The 16,504-nt window shown below is 59.9% G+C and carries 15 protein-coding genes; 10 read left to right on the top strand and 5 right to left on the bottom strand.

What is annotated here, in order from left to right; genetic code table 11:
- Positions 1-25 precede the first annotated feature (25 nt).
- Positions 26-1,384 carry a glutathione-disulfide reductase gene (gorA, locus tag OC445_RS20090; RefSeq protein WP_054898428.1) on the top strand — a complete coding sequence of 453 codons (1,359 nt, stop codon included), beginning with the start codon at positions 26-28 and terminating at the stop codon, positions 1,382-1,384.
- On the opposite strand, the gene OC445_RS20085 is transcribed toward gorA, so the two are convergent.
- Positions 1,385-2,392 (bottom strand): DNA-binding protein, encoded by a 1,008-nt coding sequence (locus tag OC445_RS20085; protein WP_054898429.1) that lies wholly within the window; start codon positions 2,390-2,392, stop codon positions 1,385-1,387.
- Between the two features lie 169 nt (positions 2,393-2,561).
- Here OC445_RS20085 and OC445_RS20080 point away from each other — a divergent pair, with 169 nt between their 5' ends.
- The 3 genes from OC445_RS20080 (at position 2,562) to ahpF (ending at position 5,887) form a co-directional block, all read left to right on the top strand.
- Positions 2,562-3,494, top strand: a complete 933-nt coding sequence (locus tag OC445_RS20080; RefSeq protein WP_096144618.1) for a site-specific integrase — start codon at positions 2,562-2,564, stop codon at positions 3,492-3,494.
- Positions 3,495-3,627: 133 nt separating this feature from the next.
- Entirely contained in the window at positions 3,628-4,191 is a 564-nt protein-coding gene (gene ahpC / locus OC445_RS20075) for an alkyl hydroperoxide reductase subunit C (RefSeq protein WP_262020301.1), read from the top strand.
- Between the two features lie 130 nt (positions 4,192-4,321).
- The gene (ahpF, locus tag OC445_RS20070) at positions 4,322-5,887 is read left to right on the top strand and encodes an alkyl hydroperoxide reductase subunit F (RefSeq protein WP_057975852.1); all 1,566 of its coding nucleotides are present in this window, start codon (positions 4,322-4,324) and stop codon (positions 5,885-5,887) included.
- 106 nt (positions 5,888-5,993) lie between these two features.
- Here ahpF and gloA read toward each other — a convergent pair whose 3' ends face one another.
- Positions 5,994-6,515 (bottom strand): lactoylglutathione lyase, encoded by a 522-nt coding sequence (gene gloA / locus OC445_RS20065; protein WP_003191301.1) that lies wholly within the window; start codon positions 6,513-6,515, stop codon positions 5,994-5,996.
- 178 nt (positions 6,516-6,693) lie between these two features.
- Between gloA and OC445_RS20060 the strand changes: the two genes are divergently transcribed.
- Entirely contained in the window at positions 6,694-7,230 is a 537-nt protein-coding gene (locus OC445_RS20060) for a DUF4946 domain-containing protein (protein WP_034127490.1), read from the top strand.
- Between the two features lie 111 nt (positions 7,231-7,341).
- Here the strand turns inward: OC445_RS20060 and OC445_RS20055 are convergent, their stop codons facing one another.
- Both OC445_RS20055 and OC445_RS20050 read right to left on the bottom strand, forming a co-directional pair.
- Positions 7,342-7,707: a histone-like nucleoid-structuring protein, MvaT/MvaU family gene (locus OC445_RS20055; protein ID WP_014718508.1), complete on the bottom strand. Its 366-nt coding sequence runs from the start codon at positions 7,705-7,707 to the stop codon at positions 7,342-7,344.
- 194 nt (positions 7,708-7,901) lie between these two features.
- Positions 7,902-9,446, bottom strand: a complete 1,545-nt coding sequence (locus OC445_RS20050; RefSeq protein WP_198791298.1) for an EAL domain-containing protein — start codon at positions 9,444-9,446, stop codon at positions 7,902-7,904.
- 295 nt (positions 9,447-9,741) lie between these two features.
- Here OC445_RS20050 and OC445_RS20045 point away from each other — a divergent pair, with 295 nt between their 5' ends.
- From OC445_RS20045 to OC445_RS20025, 5 genes are all read left to right on the top strand, one after another.
- Positions 9,742-10,302: a fimbrial protein gene (locus tag OC445_RS20045; protein WP_054898434.1), complete on the top strand. Its 561-nt coding sequence runs from the start codon at positions 9,742-9,744 to the stop codon at positions 10,300-10,302.
- 66 nt (positions 10,303-10,368) lie between these two features.
- Positions 10,369-11,130, top strand: coding sequence for a molecular chaperone (locus tag OC445_RS20040; RefSeq protein WP_262020300.1), 762 nt, complete (start codon positions 10,369-10,371; stop codon positions 11,128-11,130).
- 2 nt (positions 11,131-11,132) lie between these two features.
- On the top strand, positions 11,133-13,754 hold the full coding sequence (locus OC445_RS20035) for a fimbria/pilus outer membrane usher protein (RefSeq protein ID WP_198791297.1): 2,622 nt from the start codon (positions 11,133-11,135) through the stop codon (positions 13,752-13,754).
- Positions 13,754-14,503 (top strand): molecular chaperone, encoded by a 750-nt coding sequence (locus OC445_RS20030; RefSeq protein ID WP_198791296.1) that lies wholly within the window; start codon positions 13,754-13,756, stop codon positions 14,501-14,503. The genes OC445_RS20035 and OC445_RS20030 overlap by 1 nt, the downstream gene beginning before the upstream one ends.
- Before the next feature lie 17 nt (positions 14,504-14,520).
- Positions 14,521-15,567: a fimbrial protein gene (locus OC445_RS20025; RefSeq protein WP_139271495.1), complete on the top strand. Its 1,047-nt coding sequence runs from the start codon at positions 14,521-14,523 to the stop codon at positions 15,565-15,567.
- Here OC445_RS20025 and OC445_RS20020 read toward each other — a convergent pair.
- A complete protein-coding gene (locus OC445_RS20020) occupies positions 15,558-16,445 on the bottom strand; it encodes a LysR family transcriptional regulator (protein ID WP_262020299.1) in 888 nt (295 codons plus the stop codon). The genes OC445_RS20025 and OC445_RS20020 overlap by 10 nt on opposite strands.
- Positions 16,446-16,504: the final 59 nt, after the last annotated feature.

Raw genomic sequence — 16,504 nt, 5'->3', positions numbered from 1 at the left:
CTGGTGTACTGCCGAGGAGAGTGAAATGGCCTACGATTTTGACCTGTATGTAATTGGCGCCGGTTCCGGCGGTGTTCGCGCGGCGCGCTTTGCCGCGGGCTTTGGCGCCAAGGTGGCTGTGGCCGAGAGCCGCTACCTGGGCGGCACCTGTGTGAACGTCGGCTGCGTGCCAAAGAAGCTGTTGGTGTACGGCGCGCATTTTGCCGAAGATTTTGAACAGGCCAGCGGCTTTGGCTGGTCCCTGGGCGAGGCGAACTTTGATTGGGCGACCCTGATCGCCAACAAGGATCGTGAGATCAACCGCCTCAACGGTATCTATCGCAACCTGTTGGTAAACAGCGGCGTGACCCTGCATGAAGGACATGCACGCCTGGTCGATGCCCATCAGGTGGAGATCAACGGTGAGCGTTTCACTGCCAGGCACATCCTGATCGCCACCGGCGGCTGGCCGCAGATCCCTGAGATTCCAGGGCGCGAGCACGCCATTGGCTCGAACGAGGCGTTCTTCCTTAAAGAGCTGCCCAAGCGCGTGCTGGTAGTGGGTGGTGGTTATATCGCCGTTGAGTTCGCGGGCATCTTCCACGGCTTGGGCGCGCAAACCTCATTGCTGTATCGCGGTGACTTGTTCTTGCGCGGCTTTGACGGTTCGGTGCGCAAACACCTGCAAGAAGAGCTGACCAAGCGCGGCCTGGACTTGCAGTTCAATGCAGACATCGAGCGCATCGACAAACAGGCCGACGGCAGCCTCAAGGCCACTTTGAAGGATGGCCGCGTGCTGGAAGCCGATTGCGTGTTCTACGCCACTGGCCGCCGTCCAATGCTGGATAACCTGGGCCTGGAAAATACCGGGGTCAAACTGGACGAACGCGGTTTCGTCGCGGTGGATGATCTCTATCAGACCGCCGAGCCGTCGATCCTGGCGATTGGCGATGTGATTGGTCGTGTGCAACTGACGCCGGTGGCCCTGGCTGAAGGCATGGCCGTGGCGCGGCGGTTGTTCAAGCCCGAGCAATACCGCCCGGTGGATTACGCCAATATCGCGACGGCGGTATTCAGCCTGCCGAATATCGGCACAGTCGGCCTGACAGAAGAGGATGCACGCAAAAATGGCCACAACGTGCAGATCTTTGAAAGCCGGTTCCGGCCGATGAAGCTGACCCTGACCGATTGCCAGGAAAAGACCTTGATGAAGCTGGTGGTCGACGCCGACACCGACAAAGTACTGGGTTGCCACATGGTCGGTCCGGATGCGGGTGAGATCGTGCAAGGGCTGGCGATCGCGCTCAAGGCGGGCGCGACCAAGCAGCATTTCGATGAAACTATCGGCGTGCATCCTACGGCGGCGGAAGAATTCGTCACCATGCGCACGCCTGTAGCGGACTGATCAGGTTGGCTCTGCTGCCTCTGGCGCCGTTGCAACGACGGTCGCCAAGCGCAGGGCTTCGATGCTTGCCTGGGCCTTGACCAGGTCCAGCTCAAGCGCCTTGTTGTGCTGCTGATACTCCAGCAGTGATGCTTGGCGCGATTGGCTGTCCAGCACGGCAACCCGCAGGCGTTCCTGGAGCAGGGTGCGCTCGCTGTCGATCTGGCTGAGCTGCTCCTTGAGTTTCAGCTGTAGCGCCTGGTCCTGGCGAGCTTGCTCCTGCAGCGCTTTCAATTCCTTGGTTGTCACTCGCTGCTCACTCAGCAGGCGCTCGTTGTCGCGATGCAGTTGGGTGATTTCGTCCTGGCGCACCAGTGCGCTTTGCTGCGCCTGACGCAATTCGGCCTGTACCTGTTGCAACTGGCCCTCATGGCGACGCTGTTCCTGCTCGCGCTGCTCCTTGATGGCAGTGCGGTAATGCTCAAGCGCATCGCGGGCGTGCAGGTGTTTTTCTTCCAGTGAGCGAATCTGCTCGTCTTTGTCGTTGAGCCTCAGCTCGTAGTCGCTGCACGCCTGGCTCAACCCGGCGTTACGGGTTTGCTCGGTCTGCAGGCTGGTGCTGGCGGTTTGCAGCGCCGCGCTTTCTTCAGCGAGGGCAGCGGCCTGGATATCAAATTGCTGTTTGAGCTGGGTGTGCGCTTCTTCCAGGGTTTCTACCTGGGCGAGCAGGGCGGCTTTTTGTTGCTCGAATTGCGCCAGGGCCAGGTCGATCGGCTCTTGGGCCTTCTCTTTCAGGCGTTGGGACAGGCGGGCGACTAGCTCGCCCAGCTCATCATCAATCGGTGCTTGGGTGATGGTCTGGCGCGTCTCGCTTTCGTCCAGCTCTTTCAAATAGCGATGAATGGTGGTTTTCGAGCCGGTATTGCCCATTTCGATACGCACCGCATCGATGCTGGGGTTTTCGCCACGGGCGAGGATCGCCAGGCGTGCCGTTTGCACTACTGCTTTGTTTATGCCGCCGCGAGCCATGGGGTCTCCGTCGATTTGGTACTGTGGTACGTGGTATGTATATACATACTATATCATGATTGAAAACTGGTTGAAATTAATGATTTAACAGATGGGATATTGGCGTATTATCTCGTGTCATAAGCATTTTCATCAGCCATCCACCCTTCAGCAGTACGAAAAGACGCCTATGAGCGACCTCGACCGATATCTCAACGCCGCCACTCGCGACAACACGCGCCGCAGCTACCGCGCGGCGATCGAGCATTTCGAAGTCAGTTGGGGAGGGTTCCTGCCGGCCACCAGCGAGAGTGTGGCGCGCTACCTCGTGGCGCATGCCGGGGTATTGGCAGTCAACACCTTGAAATTGCGGCTCTCGGCCTTGGCGCAATGGCATACCAGCCAAGGGTTTGCCGACCCGACGAAGGCGCCGGTGGTACGCAAGGTGCTCAAGGGCATCCGCGCTGTGCACCCGGCGCGGGAGCGGCAGGCCGAGCCTTTGCAGCTCACGCAGTTGGAGCAAGTAATCGCTGCCCTGGACATTGAAGCCAAACAGGCCAGCGAGCGTCACGACCAGCCGCGCTTGCTGCGGGCCAAGCGCGACGCTGCGCTGATTCTGCTGGGCTTCTGGCGCGGCTTTCGCAGTGATGAGCTGTGCCGATTAAGCATTGAGCACGTGCAGGCCGTGCCAGGCGCAGGCATCAGCCTGTACTTGCCACGCAGTAAAAGTGACCGTGACAACCTCGGCAAAACCTACCAGACCCCAGCGTTGCTGCGGCTGTGCCCGGTGCAGGCTTATAGCGAGTGGCTCAGCGCCTCGGCTTTGGTTCGCGGCCCGGTGTTTCGCGGCATTGACCGTTGGGGCAACCTGGGTGAGGAGGGCTTGCACCCCAACAGTGTGATCCCGTTATTGCGCCAGGCCCTTGAGCGCGCAGGCATCCCCGCCGATCAATACACCAGCCACTCCCTGCGTCGGGGTTTCGCCACTTGGGCGCATCGAAGTGGTTGGGATTTGAAGTCGCTGATGAGTTACGTCGGCTGGAACGACATGAAATCTGCGATGCGCTATGTTGAAGCGACGCCGTTTCTAGGCATGACCCTGGCAACCCAAGCGCTGATTTGAGATTTTTTCTATTAATAGCGTCGTCTGATAGAGAAACCCAATCGTCAGCATCAGGTTTGCCAATGAGCCATCGACCGAGAGAGCCGGTAGGATTCACTTCATCAACTTCTTAACCCCTGACGGAGAGTCAACGATGCCTATCATCAACAGCCAAGTAAAACCGTTTAAAGCCACCGCTTTCAAAAACGGCAGCTTCGTCGATGTGACCGACGCTGACCTGAAAGGCAAGTGGTCGGTTGTCTTCTTCTACCCAGCCGATTTCACCTTCGTCTGCCCGACCGAACTGGAAGACCTGGCTGACAACTACGCCGAATTCCAGAAGCTGGGCGTCGAAATTTACAGCGTTTCCACCGACACCCACTTCGCCCACGCTGCCTGGCACAACACTTCGCCAGCCATCGGCAAAATCCAGTACACCATGATCGGCGACCCAACCCTGGCCATCTCCCGCAACTTCGACGTACTGATCGAAGAAGCTGGCCTGGCAGACCGCGGCACCTTCGTGATCAACCCAGAAGGTCAGATCAAGATCGTTGAACTGAACGACGGTGGTGTAGGCCGTGACGCTTCCGAGTTGCTGCGCAAGATCAAGGCTGCTCAGTACGTTGCCGCCCACCCGGGTGAAGTGTGCCCAGCCAAATGGAAAGAAGGCGAGGCCACTCTGGCGCCGTCTCTGGACCTGGTCGGCAAGATCTAAGTCTGTGAACGCGTATCAAGGGCGGGTATCCGCACTTAAGTAAGCTGCATCCGCCCTCAAAACGCCCGGGCGAGATTCGCTCGGGCGTTTTTTTGTCTGCAATAAACCGAATGAACAGGAAATCGCCCGTATGTTGGACGCCAATCTTAAAGCTCAGTTGAAGTCATACCTGGAACGGGTCACCCAGCCGATCGAGATCGTCGCCTCCCTCGACGACGGTGCGAAATCCCAGGAAATGCTTGCTCTTTTGCAGGACGTAACCAGCCTCTCCACGCTGATTACTCTGAACACCGATGGCAATGATGGGCGCAAGCCATCGTTCTCCATCAACCGCCCGGGTGCCGAGATCAGCCTGCGTTTCGCCGGCATCCCCATGGGCCATGAATTCACTTCGCTGGTGCTGGCCCTGTTGCAAGTCGGTGGCCACCCGTCGAAGGCCAGTGTCGAAGTGATTGAACAGATCCGCGCCCTCAAAGGCGAGTTCAGCTTCGAGACTTACTTCTCGCTGTCGTGCCAGAACTGCCCGGACGTGGTCCAGGCGCTGAACCTGATGGCCGTGCTGAACCCGAACATCCGCCACGTTGCGATTGATGGCGCGCTGTTCCAGGCTGAAGTCGATGAGCGCCAGATCATGGCGGTCCCGAGTGTCTACTTGAACGGGGTCAACTTTGGCCAAGGCCGTATGGGCCTGGAAGAAATCCTCGCCAAGCTCGACACCAGCGGTATCGAGAAAGCCGCGGAGAAAATCAGCGCCAAGGATGCCTTCGACGTCCTGGTAGTTGGCGGTGGCCCGGCCGGGTCTTCGGCTGCCATCTATGCGGCACGTAAAGGTATTCGTACCGGTGTGGCGGCTGAACGCTTTGGTGGCCAGGTGCTGGACACCATGTCCATCGAAAACTTTATCTCGGTACAGGAAACCGAAGGGCCGAAACTGGCCAGCGCACTGGAAGCCCATGTGCGTCAGTACGACGTGGATATCATGAACCTGCAACGCGCCAGTAGCTTGATTCCGGCAAAAAATGCCGGTGAGCTGCACGAAATTCGCTTCGAAAGCGGTGCGACCCTCAAGTCCAAGACCGTGATCTTGGCCACAGGCGCGCGCTGGAGAGAGATGGGTGTGCCCGGCGAGCAGGAATACAAGGCCAAGGGCGTGTGCTTCTGCCCGCATTGCGATGGCCCGCTGTTCAAGGGCAAGCGTGTGGCGGTGATCGGCGGCGGTAACTCCGGCGTAGAAGCGGCCATTGACCTGGCCGGTATCGTCAGCCATGTCACCTTGCTTGAATTCGACAGCAAGCTGCGCGCCGATGCCGTGTTGCAACGCAAGCTCTACAGCCTGCCGAACGTGGATGTGATCACCAGCGCGCTGACCAGTGAGGTCAAAGGCGATGGTCAGAAAGTCACCGGCCTTGCCTACAAGGACCGCGACACTGGTGAGTTCAAGACCATCGACCTGGAAGGCATCTTTGTGCAGATTGGCTTGCTGCCCAACACCGACTGGCTCAAAGGCAGCGTAGAGCTGTCGCCGCGTGGCGAGATCATTGTCGATGCCCGTGGCGAGACTTCACTGCCTGGCGTGTTCGCCGCCGGTGACGTAACCACCGTGCCGTACAAGCAGATCGTGATTGCAGTAGGCGAGGGCGCCAAGGCTTCGTTGAGCGCGTTCGATCACTTGATCCGTACCTCTGCTCCGGCGTAATCCTGGGCTGCAAATAAAAAACCCCATGAGCGATCATGGGGTTTTTCTCGTTCCCACGTTCGGCGCGGGAGCGCATCCGGTGACGCTCCGCGTCACGCAGTGCTTATTACATCGGCGCTGGCTGGATGATTTCAACCCAATAAGCATCCGGGTCTTTGATGAACGCGAGGCTCTTCATGCGGCCATCCGTCAGGCGCTTCTGGAAATCACAGCCCAAGGCTTCGAAACGTTCGCACGCCGCGACAATGTCCGGCACCGAGATGCAGATATGGCCAAAACCACGCGGGTCGGTGTTGCCGTTGTGGTAGGCAAAGTCGGCATCGTTTTCGGTGCCGTGGTTGTGGGTCAGTTCGAGAATGCCCGGAATCGACTTCATCCACTGGGTGCGCTCGGCCGCGTCGGCCGGGATCTGGGCCTTGTCCACCAGGGCCAGGAAGTACAGGCTGAATTCGGCTTCCGGGAAGTCACGTTTCTCGACCAGGGAGAAACCCAGGATGCGCGTGTAGAAGTCCAGCGACTTGGTGATGTCCTTGACCCGCAACATGGTGTGGTTGAACACAAAGTTCGCCGTGGCGTTGTCGGGTTGGGCAGTGACGCCCGGGAAGGTGTTCAATTCGTGCAGGCTCATGGGCCCTCCAGAAAAAATGTGAGATGAGCGGTCCATTGGCTTGCGGCCTGCTTCCATGCAGGCGGGCCATGATACGCAAGCCGCACCGGCTGCGCCAAATGAAAAAGCGCGCCCAACCCTTGCAGTCAGCGCGTGCCGGGCCGCACACTTTGCGGCTGGAACCTTGGGTGTTTTTGCAATGATCGAGTTTCGTAGGCCACTGTTGAGTGCTGTGTGCGTGTTGTTGGGCAGCTCGTTTGTGTTGGCAGCCGAGCCGGAAGTCCATTGGCCCAGCGGTTGGCAGGTCGAAGAAGTCGTGCCTGACGGCGAGCTCCCTGTCAAACCCCAAGCAGTGTCCCGGCAGCGAGCGATCAAGAATGATGAAAATGGCGCCACGTTGATGGTGATGGAGTTGACCGGAACGCCGATTGAGGCCGGCCATAAAGTTAATCTTCCCGGCGTGTTGCTGGAGATGCGCAAGTCGATCCAGAAAGACTTTGCCCGTGGTGGTTATCAAAGCGTGTGCAGCAAAATGCACCCCACGACATTGAGTCGTCTTGATGCGTTGGAAACTACCTGTGTGATTACCGAGAACGGTCGACACGTATTGTCGCAAACATTAGTCGGTGCGCTGGATGTCGACAAAGCCTATGTTTTTTCATACGCAGGCCAGGCGCAAGCGTACGAGGCGAGCAAGGAGGAAGTCAGTCTGGTGCGCAACAGTCTGAAACTTTGACAGGTTCAAGCTGAGCGAATTTGAACAATACGAACCCTGAGTTAAGTTCGATTCCGAACCGTTAGAGCAAAAAAAGCCCCGCGTATGCGGGGCTATTTTTTAGTACATGTTTCAGCCGCGAAGCCAGGAGTCTACAGTGGCGGCGCCGTACTGCTCTTTCCAGGCTTTGAGGCCGCGGTGGTTGCCACCTTTGGTCTCGATCAGCTCGCCGGTGTGCGGGTTGTGGTAAACCTTGACCACCCGTGCGCGGCGCTGTTTTGGCGCCGCGGCGGCCGGTGCGCCGCCTTTGCGTGGCGCTGGATCGAGGATGGCGATCACATCGCGCAGGCTTTTGTCGTATTTGCCCATCAGCGTCTTGAGCTTTTCTTCGAATTCGATTTCTTTCTTCAGGCCAGCGTCGTTCTTCAAGGATTCCAGCTGGGCAAGCTGCTCTTGAAGGGCTTTTTCTGCTGCGCGAAATTCGGCGAGTCTGGACAAAATATATACTCCAATAATGTAGTTGCTGATATCAACTGCAGACAAAGCTATAAGCCAAGAACGTTAAGCCACGTCAACGAAAAAGACCCTTCTGCGAGTTCTGCACAGGCAGAAAAAATTGTAGTAGTTAATTCATCTCGAGTAAATCATGTCTTTTAAAGAAAGACCAATCTTTCATGGTAGGTGGTACGCGGCTATTCAACGATACCCAACGATTTAATGAATTCATCGCAGGGTAATGGTCGACCAAACAGGTAACCCTGTAGGAAATCCACGCCCTGGGCAACGAGGTATTCACACTGTTGGGCTGTTTCCACGCCTTCGGCAACAATGCCTAGATCCAGCTTGACCGACAACTCTATGATGCTGTCTAGAATATGCCGCGACAGCGCATCCGCACCGATCATGGCGACAAAGCTTTGATCGATCTTCAAGTAGTCGACATTGAAATTGCGCAAATAGCCCAAGCTGGAGTGGCCGGTGCCGAAGTCATCAATGGCGATCATGACCCCCATTTGATGCAGCGCCTCGAACAGGCGGCGGGTGGTCTCGGTGGGCTCGATCAGTTCCCGCTCGGTCAACTCCAGCACCAGGGTGACCTGGCCGGGTGGGAACGCGGCGAGGAATTCCCGGCAGTCCTGCACCAGCGCCATGTCCTGGCAATGGCGGGCTGTGATGTTCACGCCGATATGAAAGCCAGGGCTGAAGCGTGCGGCATGGGGCGCCAATTGCACGGCGGTCTGGCGCAGCAGGGCACGGGTCATCGGCACGATCAGGCCAGAGTCTTCGGCCAGGGGAATAAACAAGTCCGGGCGTACCAGGCCTTCTTTGGGATGCTTCCAGCGCATCAGGACCTCACAGCCGGCCCATTGGCGTGTGTCACCCCGTACCACCGGTTGGAAATACGGGATGAACTCATTGGCTCCCAAGGCGCGTTGTAACTCGTGGGTCGGCGCGGACGAGCGTTTTTGCAGCCAGTGAGCGAGCAGCCCCGCCAATATCCCGAAGAACACCACCAGGCTGAACAGCGCTGGATACCGCGCCTGCATGTAGCGCCAGACTTCACCCTCGGGCATCCCGGCCTCGACACTGTATTGATAGCGCTCGGAAGCCAGGCGTTGTGGCGCCACGGCAAATACCGGCAGCGCGCCTTGATGCACCTTGCCGTCGGCACCCAGCCAGTTCGGGCCGACGTGCAGTACCAAGTGCGCGTAACGGCTGATCAGGCGCAAGGCGTTGGTGAGGTGGTAACCGTCAACCGAGGCAAACGCGCCTTGATCGCCTTCCACCAGGCGATACACCAATAGCGCGGTATCGGGTGTAACGGGGTTGCCATTCATCAACCACAGGCGCCCATCGACATAGTCGTCCGGGTTGACGGGCGATTGGTAGCGACCGCCAAACAACGAACTGCAATAGATGTTTTTCTGCCAGGACAGCGTCGTGGCCCGCACAAATGGCCGGCGCGTGACTTGTTCACGTAGCGCCAACTTGGCGACGCTGTCACAAGGTTTACCGGCCAGCGGCAGCAAAGCCTGGGCAGCGATGGCGGTATTGTCCAGCATCAGGTCGAACTGGCGCACCGCTTCTTGAGCGGTTTGCGCTGTGCTTTGCTCGAGCGTGCGTTCGGCTTGCCAGTAAAGAATTACCACCCCCAACAGAATGGGCAGCAGCCCGCACAGGGTGCTCATGAAATAGCGTGCGGCTCGGCTTCGTGGGCCTTTGACGGTCAGGGGCATGGCAGCAATCAATCGCGAAAAAGAGAGTGGGCTCTGCCGATGATAGATGGCATTGCACGGGGCTGCTCACTTGTTTAACGCCTACTGACCTAGCCGTTCGGTCAGTTGTGGCGGGCACTTCAACTTGGCAACATAAACTTCATTGCAAAACGTAAGAGACTCGGTAGCCCTTAATCCCTACAGCCTCTTTCATAGCCGCTCAGCCCAATTTTGGCGGGAGGGCCGCGTCTCGCCCTTCGATTGATGAGTCATGGCTTGCAACTCTTTCACTGACATTCACGAGGAAGTATCTGTAATGAAAACTATCGCATTGGCCGTTGTATTTCTGGCGGTCACCGGCGTTGCCGCTTTGCCTGTTGTCGCCGCAGACGGCAAGATCACCTTGACCGGTGAAATCACCGGCACCACTTGCAGCATCAGCGGTGGCACGGGCTCTGCGCCCGGCACCAGCCCGGACTTTTCGGTGCCACTCAACAAGGTCCAGGCCAGCGCGCTCAAGGCGCCCGGCCAGACTGCCGGGGCGAAACCCTATTACATCCATGTCGGTTCCTGCCCGAAGGATACGACCGTCGCCGTGATGTATGAGAGCAGCAGCCCCGCGATCAATCCGGCGACCGGTAACCTGGTCAACCAGGCACCCGCCAAGCCGACGCCTGCCACCCTCGTTGAGGTGCAACTTGTGGATGGCGTCACCCACCAGCCCATGGATTTGCGCCTGGGCCAGAACTCCAGCCCCGCGAAAGTCCCGGCAAGCGGCGAGGTGTCGCTGCCCTTTGCTGCCCAATACATTGCCACGGGCACTGCTACGCCAGGCCCGGTCAGTACGCAAGTGCTGTATTCGGTGACGTTCCCCTGATCGAGGCCCCGTTGCCTGGCCGTGCGCCAGGCAAGGACAGACGAAATGCTTGCCCGGACATTGCTAGTGACCCCCCTGCTAAGCGCACTGCTGACCAGTGTCGGGTTGCTGTCCGCCGCTCACGCCGGCGTAGTGATCGACGGCACGCGGCACATCTATCCGCAGCAGCGTCGAGAAATCACGCTGCGCCTGACCAATGACGATCAGCGAGCGCCGCGCCTGGTCCAGGTGTGGCTGGACCAGGGCGACCCGGCGCAAGACCCCACCGGCAGCGACGTGCCGTTCAGCCTGTCGCCGCCTGTGTTTCGCATGGACGCGGGCAAAAGCCAGGTAGTGCGACTGGTGTATACCCAGGACCCACTGCCGGATGACCGCGAATCGTTGTTCTGGCTCAACGCCCTGGAGATACCGCCCAAGGTCAACGTGGCACCGGGCAGCCCGCAAGAGGCCCCTTCGAACCACCTGCAGTTCGCTTTTCGTATCCGCACCAAAGTGTTTTTCCGCCCGGCCCAATTGCCGGGCTCCGCGGACGAGGCGCCCACCCACTTACGCTGGACCCTGCACCGGAGTGCCCAGGGACCGCTACTGGAAGTGCACAACCCATCGGCTTATCACGTGACCTTCAATGAGGTTGCCTTGGCCATGGGCTCGGGCCCGGGTGCTCGCCTGTTACCGGCGGGAGAGGGCATGGTGCCCCCCGGCGGCAGCCTGAAGCTGCCCGTCAAGGATGTCGCACAAGCAATACCCGCCGACGCCCAGGTGCATTTCAAATACATCAATGATTACGGCGCATTCTCCGTGCCGCAGCGTGCTCCCCTGAAGTTCTGATCATGTATGCCTTATTGCAAATACCCGTTCACCGCTTTACGGCCTGGCTGTTTGCCAACCCCAACTTACTGCTGTGGCTGGGCCTGCTCAGTACCTTATTGATGTCGGCAGAAGCCGCGCCACTGGTGTTTGACATCGAGGCGTTCGCCAGCGGGCTGTCCTCTTCGGCAGATATCTCACGCTTCAATACCAGCAACGTGTTGGCGCCAGGTGTCTACCGCGTAGATGTGATGCTCAACGGGCAATCGATGGGACGCCGCGAGATCACCTTCGTCCCCCTTGCCGGACAGGACGACGCCCAGCCTTGCCTGAACGCTGCCGAGCTTGGCCAACTGGGGGTTTCTGTGCAGGCGCTGGCGGATAACACCGAGCATGCCTGCCGGGATTTTGCCGAGTGGATACCCATGGCCAGCAGCCGCGTCGATATCGAGACCCTGACCCTGGATGTCAGCATCCCGCAGATCTATATCAACCGTTCCGCGCGCGGCTACATTGACCCGTCTGAATGGGACAATGGCATTGACGCCGCGCTGCTCAACTACAACTTCAGTGCCGCGACGGCGACAGCGGGCGCCGGTGAGGATCGTGGCTACCTGGGCCTCAACGGCGGTCTCAACCTGGGCGACTGGCGGCTGCGCCATCAGGGTGGGCAGGCATGGGCATCCGGTAGCGGCCTGGCGCGTTATCAACACACCGCCACCTACCTGCAACGGTCCCTTGCCGCCTGGCGTTCACAACTGACCGTCGGCGACAGCTTCAGCAGTGGCCAGATCCTCGACGGTGTGCGTGTACGCGGCATCACCCTGGCCACCGATGACCGCATGCTTGCCCAGTCGCAACAAGGCTATGCGCCTCAGGTGCGAGGCATTGCCGACAGCAATGCAACGGTGACAGTGCGCCAGAACGGCTACACCCTCTACGAAACCACAGTGGCCCCGGGGCCGTTTGTCATCGATGACCTGTACCCCACCGGGTACGGCGGCGACCTGCACGTCAGCGTCACCGAGGTCGACGGCCGGCGCAGCAGCTTCGTGGTGCCTTACTCCGTGGTGCCTTACCTGCTGCGTGACGGTGCCAGCCACTACAGCGTGACCTTGGGGCAGTTGCAGCAATACGGCGTCAGCGATGCCAGCCCGCTGATCTTGCAGGGTACGCTGCAGCATGGCCTGGGCGATCGTCTGAGCGCCTATGGTGGCAGTACGCTTTCCCAAGGCTACGGCCAGGCCAAGGCCGGCCTGGCGATGAGCACTCCGATTGGCGCGTTCTCCCTCGACAGCACCTACTCGCGCACTCAGGTTCGGGGGCTGGGCGTAGTCGGCGGGCAAAGCTGGGGCCTGGCCTATAACAAGAACCTGCCGTTCTCGGGAACGCACTTTGCGCTGGGCGCCTATCGTTTCTCCACGGACGGGTACCTGAACCTGCCTGATGCGCTCAATGTGCGGGAACTGGCCCGCCAAGGCGGGAGTATCAACAGTTACGCGAGGCAGAAAAGCCGCCTCGACCTGACAATCAGCCAGCAGTTGGGCGCAGGCTCGCTGAGCCTGTATGGCAGCTCCATCGACTACTGGGCGGGCCGCCAAGGGCGCCAGACATCCTTCACCCTCAGTTATGCGGCTAATTGGAAGTCACTCAACTGGAACCTTTCGGCGCAGCGCTCGCGTGTCAGTGAAACCCATCAATTGAACGATCACGAGCGCAGCGACGAAATCTTTTTTGGCCGGTCGGCGCAAGCCGGGCGCGTGGATAATCACCTGGTGCTGACACTGTCCATGCCATTGGGCGCAGGAACGCGTGCGCCAACCCTGAGCAGCAGCCTGTCGCACGATGCTGGCGATTCACGCGGCAGCCAGCATCAGGTGGGAATCAATGGTTTGCTGGGTGACACCGGTGAAGCCAGCTACGGGCTGACTGGCAGCCGTGGCACGGGCCACCAGCAAGGCTCCAGCTTCAATGCCTACGCGGGCTATCGCAGCCGGGCTGCAAGCCTGCGGGCCGGCTATGCCCAGGCCCGCGACAGTTCGCAACTATCCATGAGTGCCGATGGCGGGCTGATAGCCCACGAGGGTGGCGTGACTTTCGCGCAAAACCTCGGTGAAGCCTCGGCACTGGTGTATGCGCCGGATGCACAAGGTGCCCGGCTCGGCAGCAGCGGGGCGCGTATCGATAAGCAGGGTTATGCGGTGCTGCCAGCCCTCAGGGCTTATCAGCGCAATGAAGTAGATATCGATCCCGAGGGCATGCCCATGGATGTCGAACTCAAGGAATCGAGTCACGCCGTGGTGCCGACGCTGGGAGCCGTCTCACTGGTCAGGTTCGAGACCGTCAGTGGCCGTGCCGTGGTGATCAAGGCCACTCATATGGGTGGCAAGCCGTTGCCATTTGCCGCGCAAGTGTTTGACGAGCGCGGCGTCGAAATCGGCGTGATCGGCCAGGCTGGCAAGGCTTTTGTGCGCGGGGTTGCCGACCAGGGGCGGTTGACGGTGCGCTGGAATGCAGGGGCGGCTGACCAGTGCTTCATCCATTACCGTTTGCCGCCGCGCAGGCCCGAGCAACGCCAGGAAAACGCGGACCAGTTGGTCAGTCAATGTGCCGACCATGGTGATGCGGACGAGGAGCGCAGTTGATGACTCATCGATTGCTCCGCGCGCTGCTTGGCCTGGCCCTGGCGGTGCAGACAGTATTGGTCCATGGGGAAATCGTCATTGACCGCACGCGCATCATTTACCCGGCCAGCGCCGCTGGGGTAACGGTCAACCTGCACAATGAGGCCGACGGCCCGCGATTGGCCCAGGTGTGGATCGATGCGGGCGACCCGCAGGTCGCGCCTGAGTCCAGTGATGTGCCCTTTACGGTGACTCCGCCGATCCTGCGCCTGGATGCCGGCAAGCACCGGGCATTGCGGGTGATGTACCACGCGACCCAAGACAAGGCCATGGCCGTGCCTCAGGAGTTGGTGTACTGGCTGAATGTGCTGGGAATCCGCCCGTCTGTCGACACCGGCAACCAGCTGCAATTTGCCTTTCGCACACGGATCAAGCTCTTCCTGCGCCCGGACGCGTTGCCAGGCCAAGCGCAGCAGGCGGTGGATACGTTGCAGTGGCGCCTGGCAGGCGACGGCCCGGTCCTGCAGGTGCGCAATCCCAGTGCCTTTCATGTGACGCTTTCCAGCGTGTTGCTGACCGTCGATGGCGTCGAGTACCACAGTGAGGCCCCGCCGATGCTGTTGCCGCGTTCGGTTGCCCGCATCGTGCTGGAGGGCAGGGCGCCGTGGGGGCAGGGTACGGTCGCGCTGCGATTTACCACCCTGGATGACCATGGCATGACGCGTACGCACACAGTGTCTTTGGGGCACACGAAGGATTTGGCGATATGAACGGTGTCCGGCAATTTATGTTCAGGTTTTTACAGATTGGCGTGTGCTTGAGTATTTGCGCAGTCGCGATGGACGCACAGGCGCATTTCAATGCAGGCGTCTGTACCCCCCAAGCCCCGGTGACGCTGTTCGTCCCGCCCATCACCCTGCCTGACAACCTGCAGGTGGGCGAGGCGATTGGCTACCCAAGTGGCTATGACTTCGCCGGCAATGGCTTTGTCATGCGGTGCCGCTATACCGACTGGCCATTGTCGCAGCCGGTGTCGGCCAACCTCAGCGTGGTCAATTCGCAGGCAACCGGCATGACGTTCAACGCAAATGGGCTGACGTTGCCCGTCTATGCGACCAGCTACCCTGGCGTCGGGTTCGTCATGATGGCCGGGGATCCGTCCCAGCATTTGAAGGTCATCACCCACACCGGCGTCACGCTGTTGGACACCAAGCACAACAAACCCAATGGCTGGGGCCTGCAAGGGCGCGTGTATCTGGTGGCGACGGGCCCGATCACCTCGGGCACCATCCCTGGGAACACAGTCGCCAGGTATATGCTGACCAATGTCAATATCGAAAGCCCCGGCGCTGCCTCGGTCAACTTTGCCGATACGGTGATATTGCCGCCGCAAAAGCCAACTTGCCGGGTGACCACGCCGTCGCTTGCAATGCCGCTGGGGCAGGTGCCCAGCCGTGATTTCAAGGGAGTCGGCAGCAGCGCCGGCAGCGTTAGTCGCGACATAACCCTGGACTGTGCCGGCGGCACCGGCGGCATCCTGGATGTATGGATCACCGTGACTGACCAGACGGAACCCGGCAACCGCAGTAACCAGTTGTCCTTGACCCGCAACTCGCACGCCCGCGGCGTCGCCCTGCAATTGCTCAGTGGCGATCGGTTGGTAAGCTATGGGCCCGACTCCTCCGGCGTGGGCAACCCGAACCAATGGCAGGTCGCAAACACGGGCAACGGCACCCTGACGATTCCCTTGACCGCCCGTTACGTTCAAACCGCGTCGACCATCAAGCCTGGGACCGCCAACGGCCTGGCCTCGTTTACCCTGAGTTACCGGTGAGCCCCGGGATCAGGGTACAGCGTTTGCGCCAGTGCGATAAACGCCAGGGTTGCGGGAGAGGCCTGGCGGCGATCCAGCACCGCCAGGCCTATGCGGCGCGGTACGCCCGGCGACAACGGGCGGGCAACGTAGCGCTGGTCGGCATCGGCCGGCAGTGAGCCCTGGGCCACGATACTCAGGCCGTCGCCGCGGCTGACAGCTTCCAGGGTAGTGAGTAGCTGAGTGCAGCGATAACGCACTTTAGGTTGCAACTGCGCTTCACCAAACAACCGCGTGACCAGCTCTGCTGAGCCTGCCTCGGTCAGGATGAACGGGTCATCGCACAACGCTTTCAAAGGTACCGCCATGCTTGCCGCCAAGGCATGGCCGACCGGTATCAGCGCCACCAGTTGGTCTTCGAGCAGGGCCACGGTGTCGAAGCGTTCCTGCTCCAGTACCACGAAGCCCACATCCACCCGGCGCTGATCCAGCCATTGAACGACCTGCCGGTCCGGCCTTTCGTCTATATGTACCTCGATACCCGGATAGTCCCTTCGAAAGTGGCTGAGAATGGTTGGTAGCAAACGGTTCGAAGCGGTGGGGCCGAACGACCCTATACGCAATGTACCGCGCTTCATCCCGCGGGCATCGGCGGCTTCCTGCTGCAAGGTGTTGGCCAGGCCCAGCATGCCCCGTGCGCGCCCAAGTAACTGCGCGCCGATATCGCTCAGGCCCACCAGGGTCTGGTGCCGGCGAAACAACTCTACCCCCAGTTCCTGCTCCAGGGCCTTGATCGCATGGGACACCGCCGATTGGCTGATGCCCAGGCGATGCGCCGCACTGGTGAAGCCTCGGAGTTCGGCGACCAGGGAGAAGATTTCCAGCTGAGTCAGGGTCATGAGTAAAGCCTTGTTTTACGATGACAAATCATTAGTAAAAGAATAGTCCCATCCTTTCT

Source organism: Pseudomonas sp. Pse35, from assembly GCF_024519715.1.
GTDB classification, from domain to species: domain Bacteria; phylum Pseudomonadota; class Gammaproteobacteria; order Pseudomonadales; family Pseudomonadaceae; genus Aquipseudomonas; species Aquipseudomonas paracarnis.
This window is presented reverse-complemented; position numbering and strand designations above follow the sequence as displayed.

What these genes read in the sequence shown, in the direction of transcription:
- OC445_RS20085 (WP_054898429.1), bottom strand. Translation starts at nt 2,392, where the DNA reads ATGGCTCGCGGCGGCATAAACAAAGCAGTAGTGCAAACGGCACGCCTG.
- gorA (WP_054898428.1), top strand. Translation starts at nt 26, where the DNA reads ATGGCCTACGATTTTGACCTGTATGTAATTGGCGCCGGTTCCGGCGGT.
- ahpC (WP_262020301.1), top strand. Translation starts at nt 3,628, where the DNA reads ATGCCTATCATCAACAGCCAAGTAAAACCGTTTAAAGCCACCGCTTTC.
- OC445_RS20080 (WP_096144618.1), top strand. Translation starts at nt 2,562, where the DNA reads ATGAGCGACCTCGACCGATATCTCAACGCCGCCACTCGCGACAACACG.
- OC445_RS20045 (WP_054898434.1), top strand. Translation starts at nt 9,742, where the DNA reads ATGAAAACTATCGCATTGGCCGTTGTATTTCTGGCGGTCACCGGCGTT.
- OC445_RS20030 (WP_198791296.1), top strand. Translation starts at nt 13,754, where the DNA reads ATGACTCATCGATTGCTCCGCGCGCTGCTTGGCCTGGCCCTGGCGGTG.
- OC445_RS20035 (WP_198791297.1), top strand. Translation starts at nt 11,133, where the DNA reads ATGTATGCCTTATTGCAAATACCCGTTCACCGCTTTACGGCCTGGCTG.
- OC445_RS20020 (WP_262020299.1), bottom strand. Translation starts at nt 16,445, where the DNA reads ATGACCCTGACTCAGCTGGAAATCTTCTCCCTGGTCGCCGAACTCCGA.
- ahpF (WP_057975852.1), top strand. Translation starts at nt 4,322, where the DNA reads ATGTTGGACGCCAATCTTAAAGCTCAGTTGAAGTCATACCTGGAACGG.
- OC445_RS20060 (WP_034127490.1), top strand. Translation starts at nt 6,694, where the DNA reads ATGATCGAGTTTCGTAGGCCACTGTTGAGTGCTGTGTGCGTGTTGTTG.
- gloA (WP_003191301.1), bottom strand. Translation starts at nt 6,515, where the DNA reads ATGAGCCTGCACGAATTGAACACCTTCCCGGGCGTCACTGCCCAACCC.
- OC445_RS20050 (WP_198791298.1), bottom strand. Translation starts at nt 9,446, where the DNA reads ATGCCCCTGACCGTCAAAGGCCCACGAAGCCGAGCCGCACGCTATTTC.
- OC445_RS20025 (WP_139271495.1), top strand. Translation starts at nt 14,521, where the DNA reads ATGTTCAGGTTTTTACAGATTGGCGTGTGCTTGAGTATTTGCGCAGTC.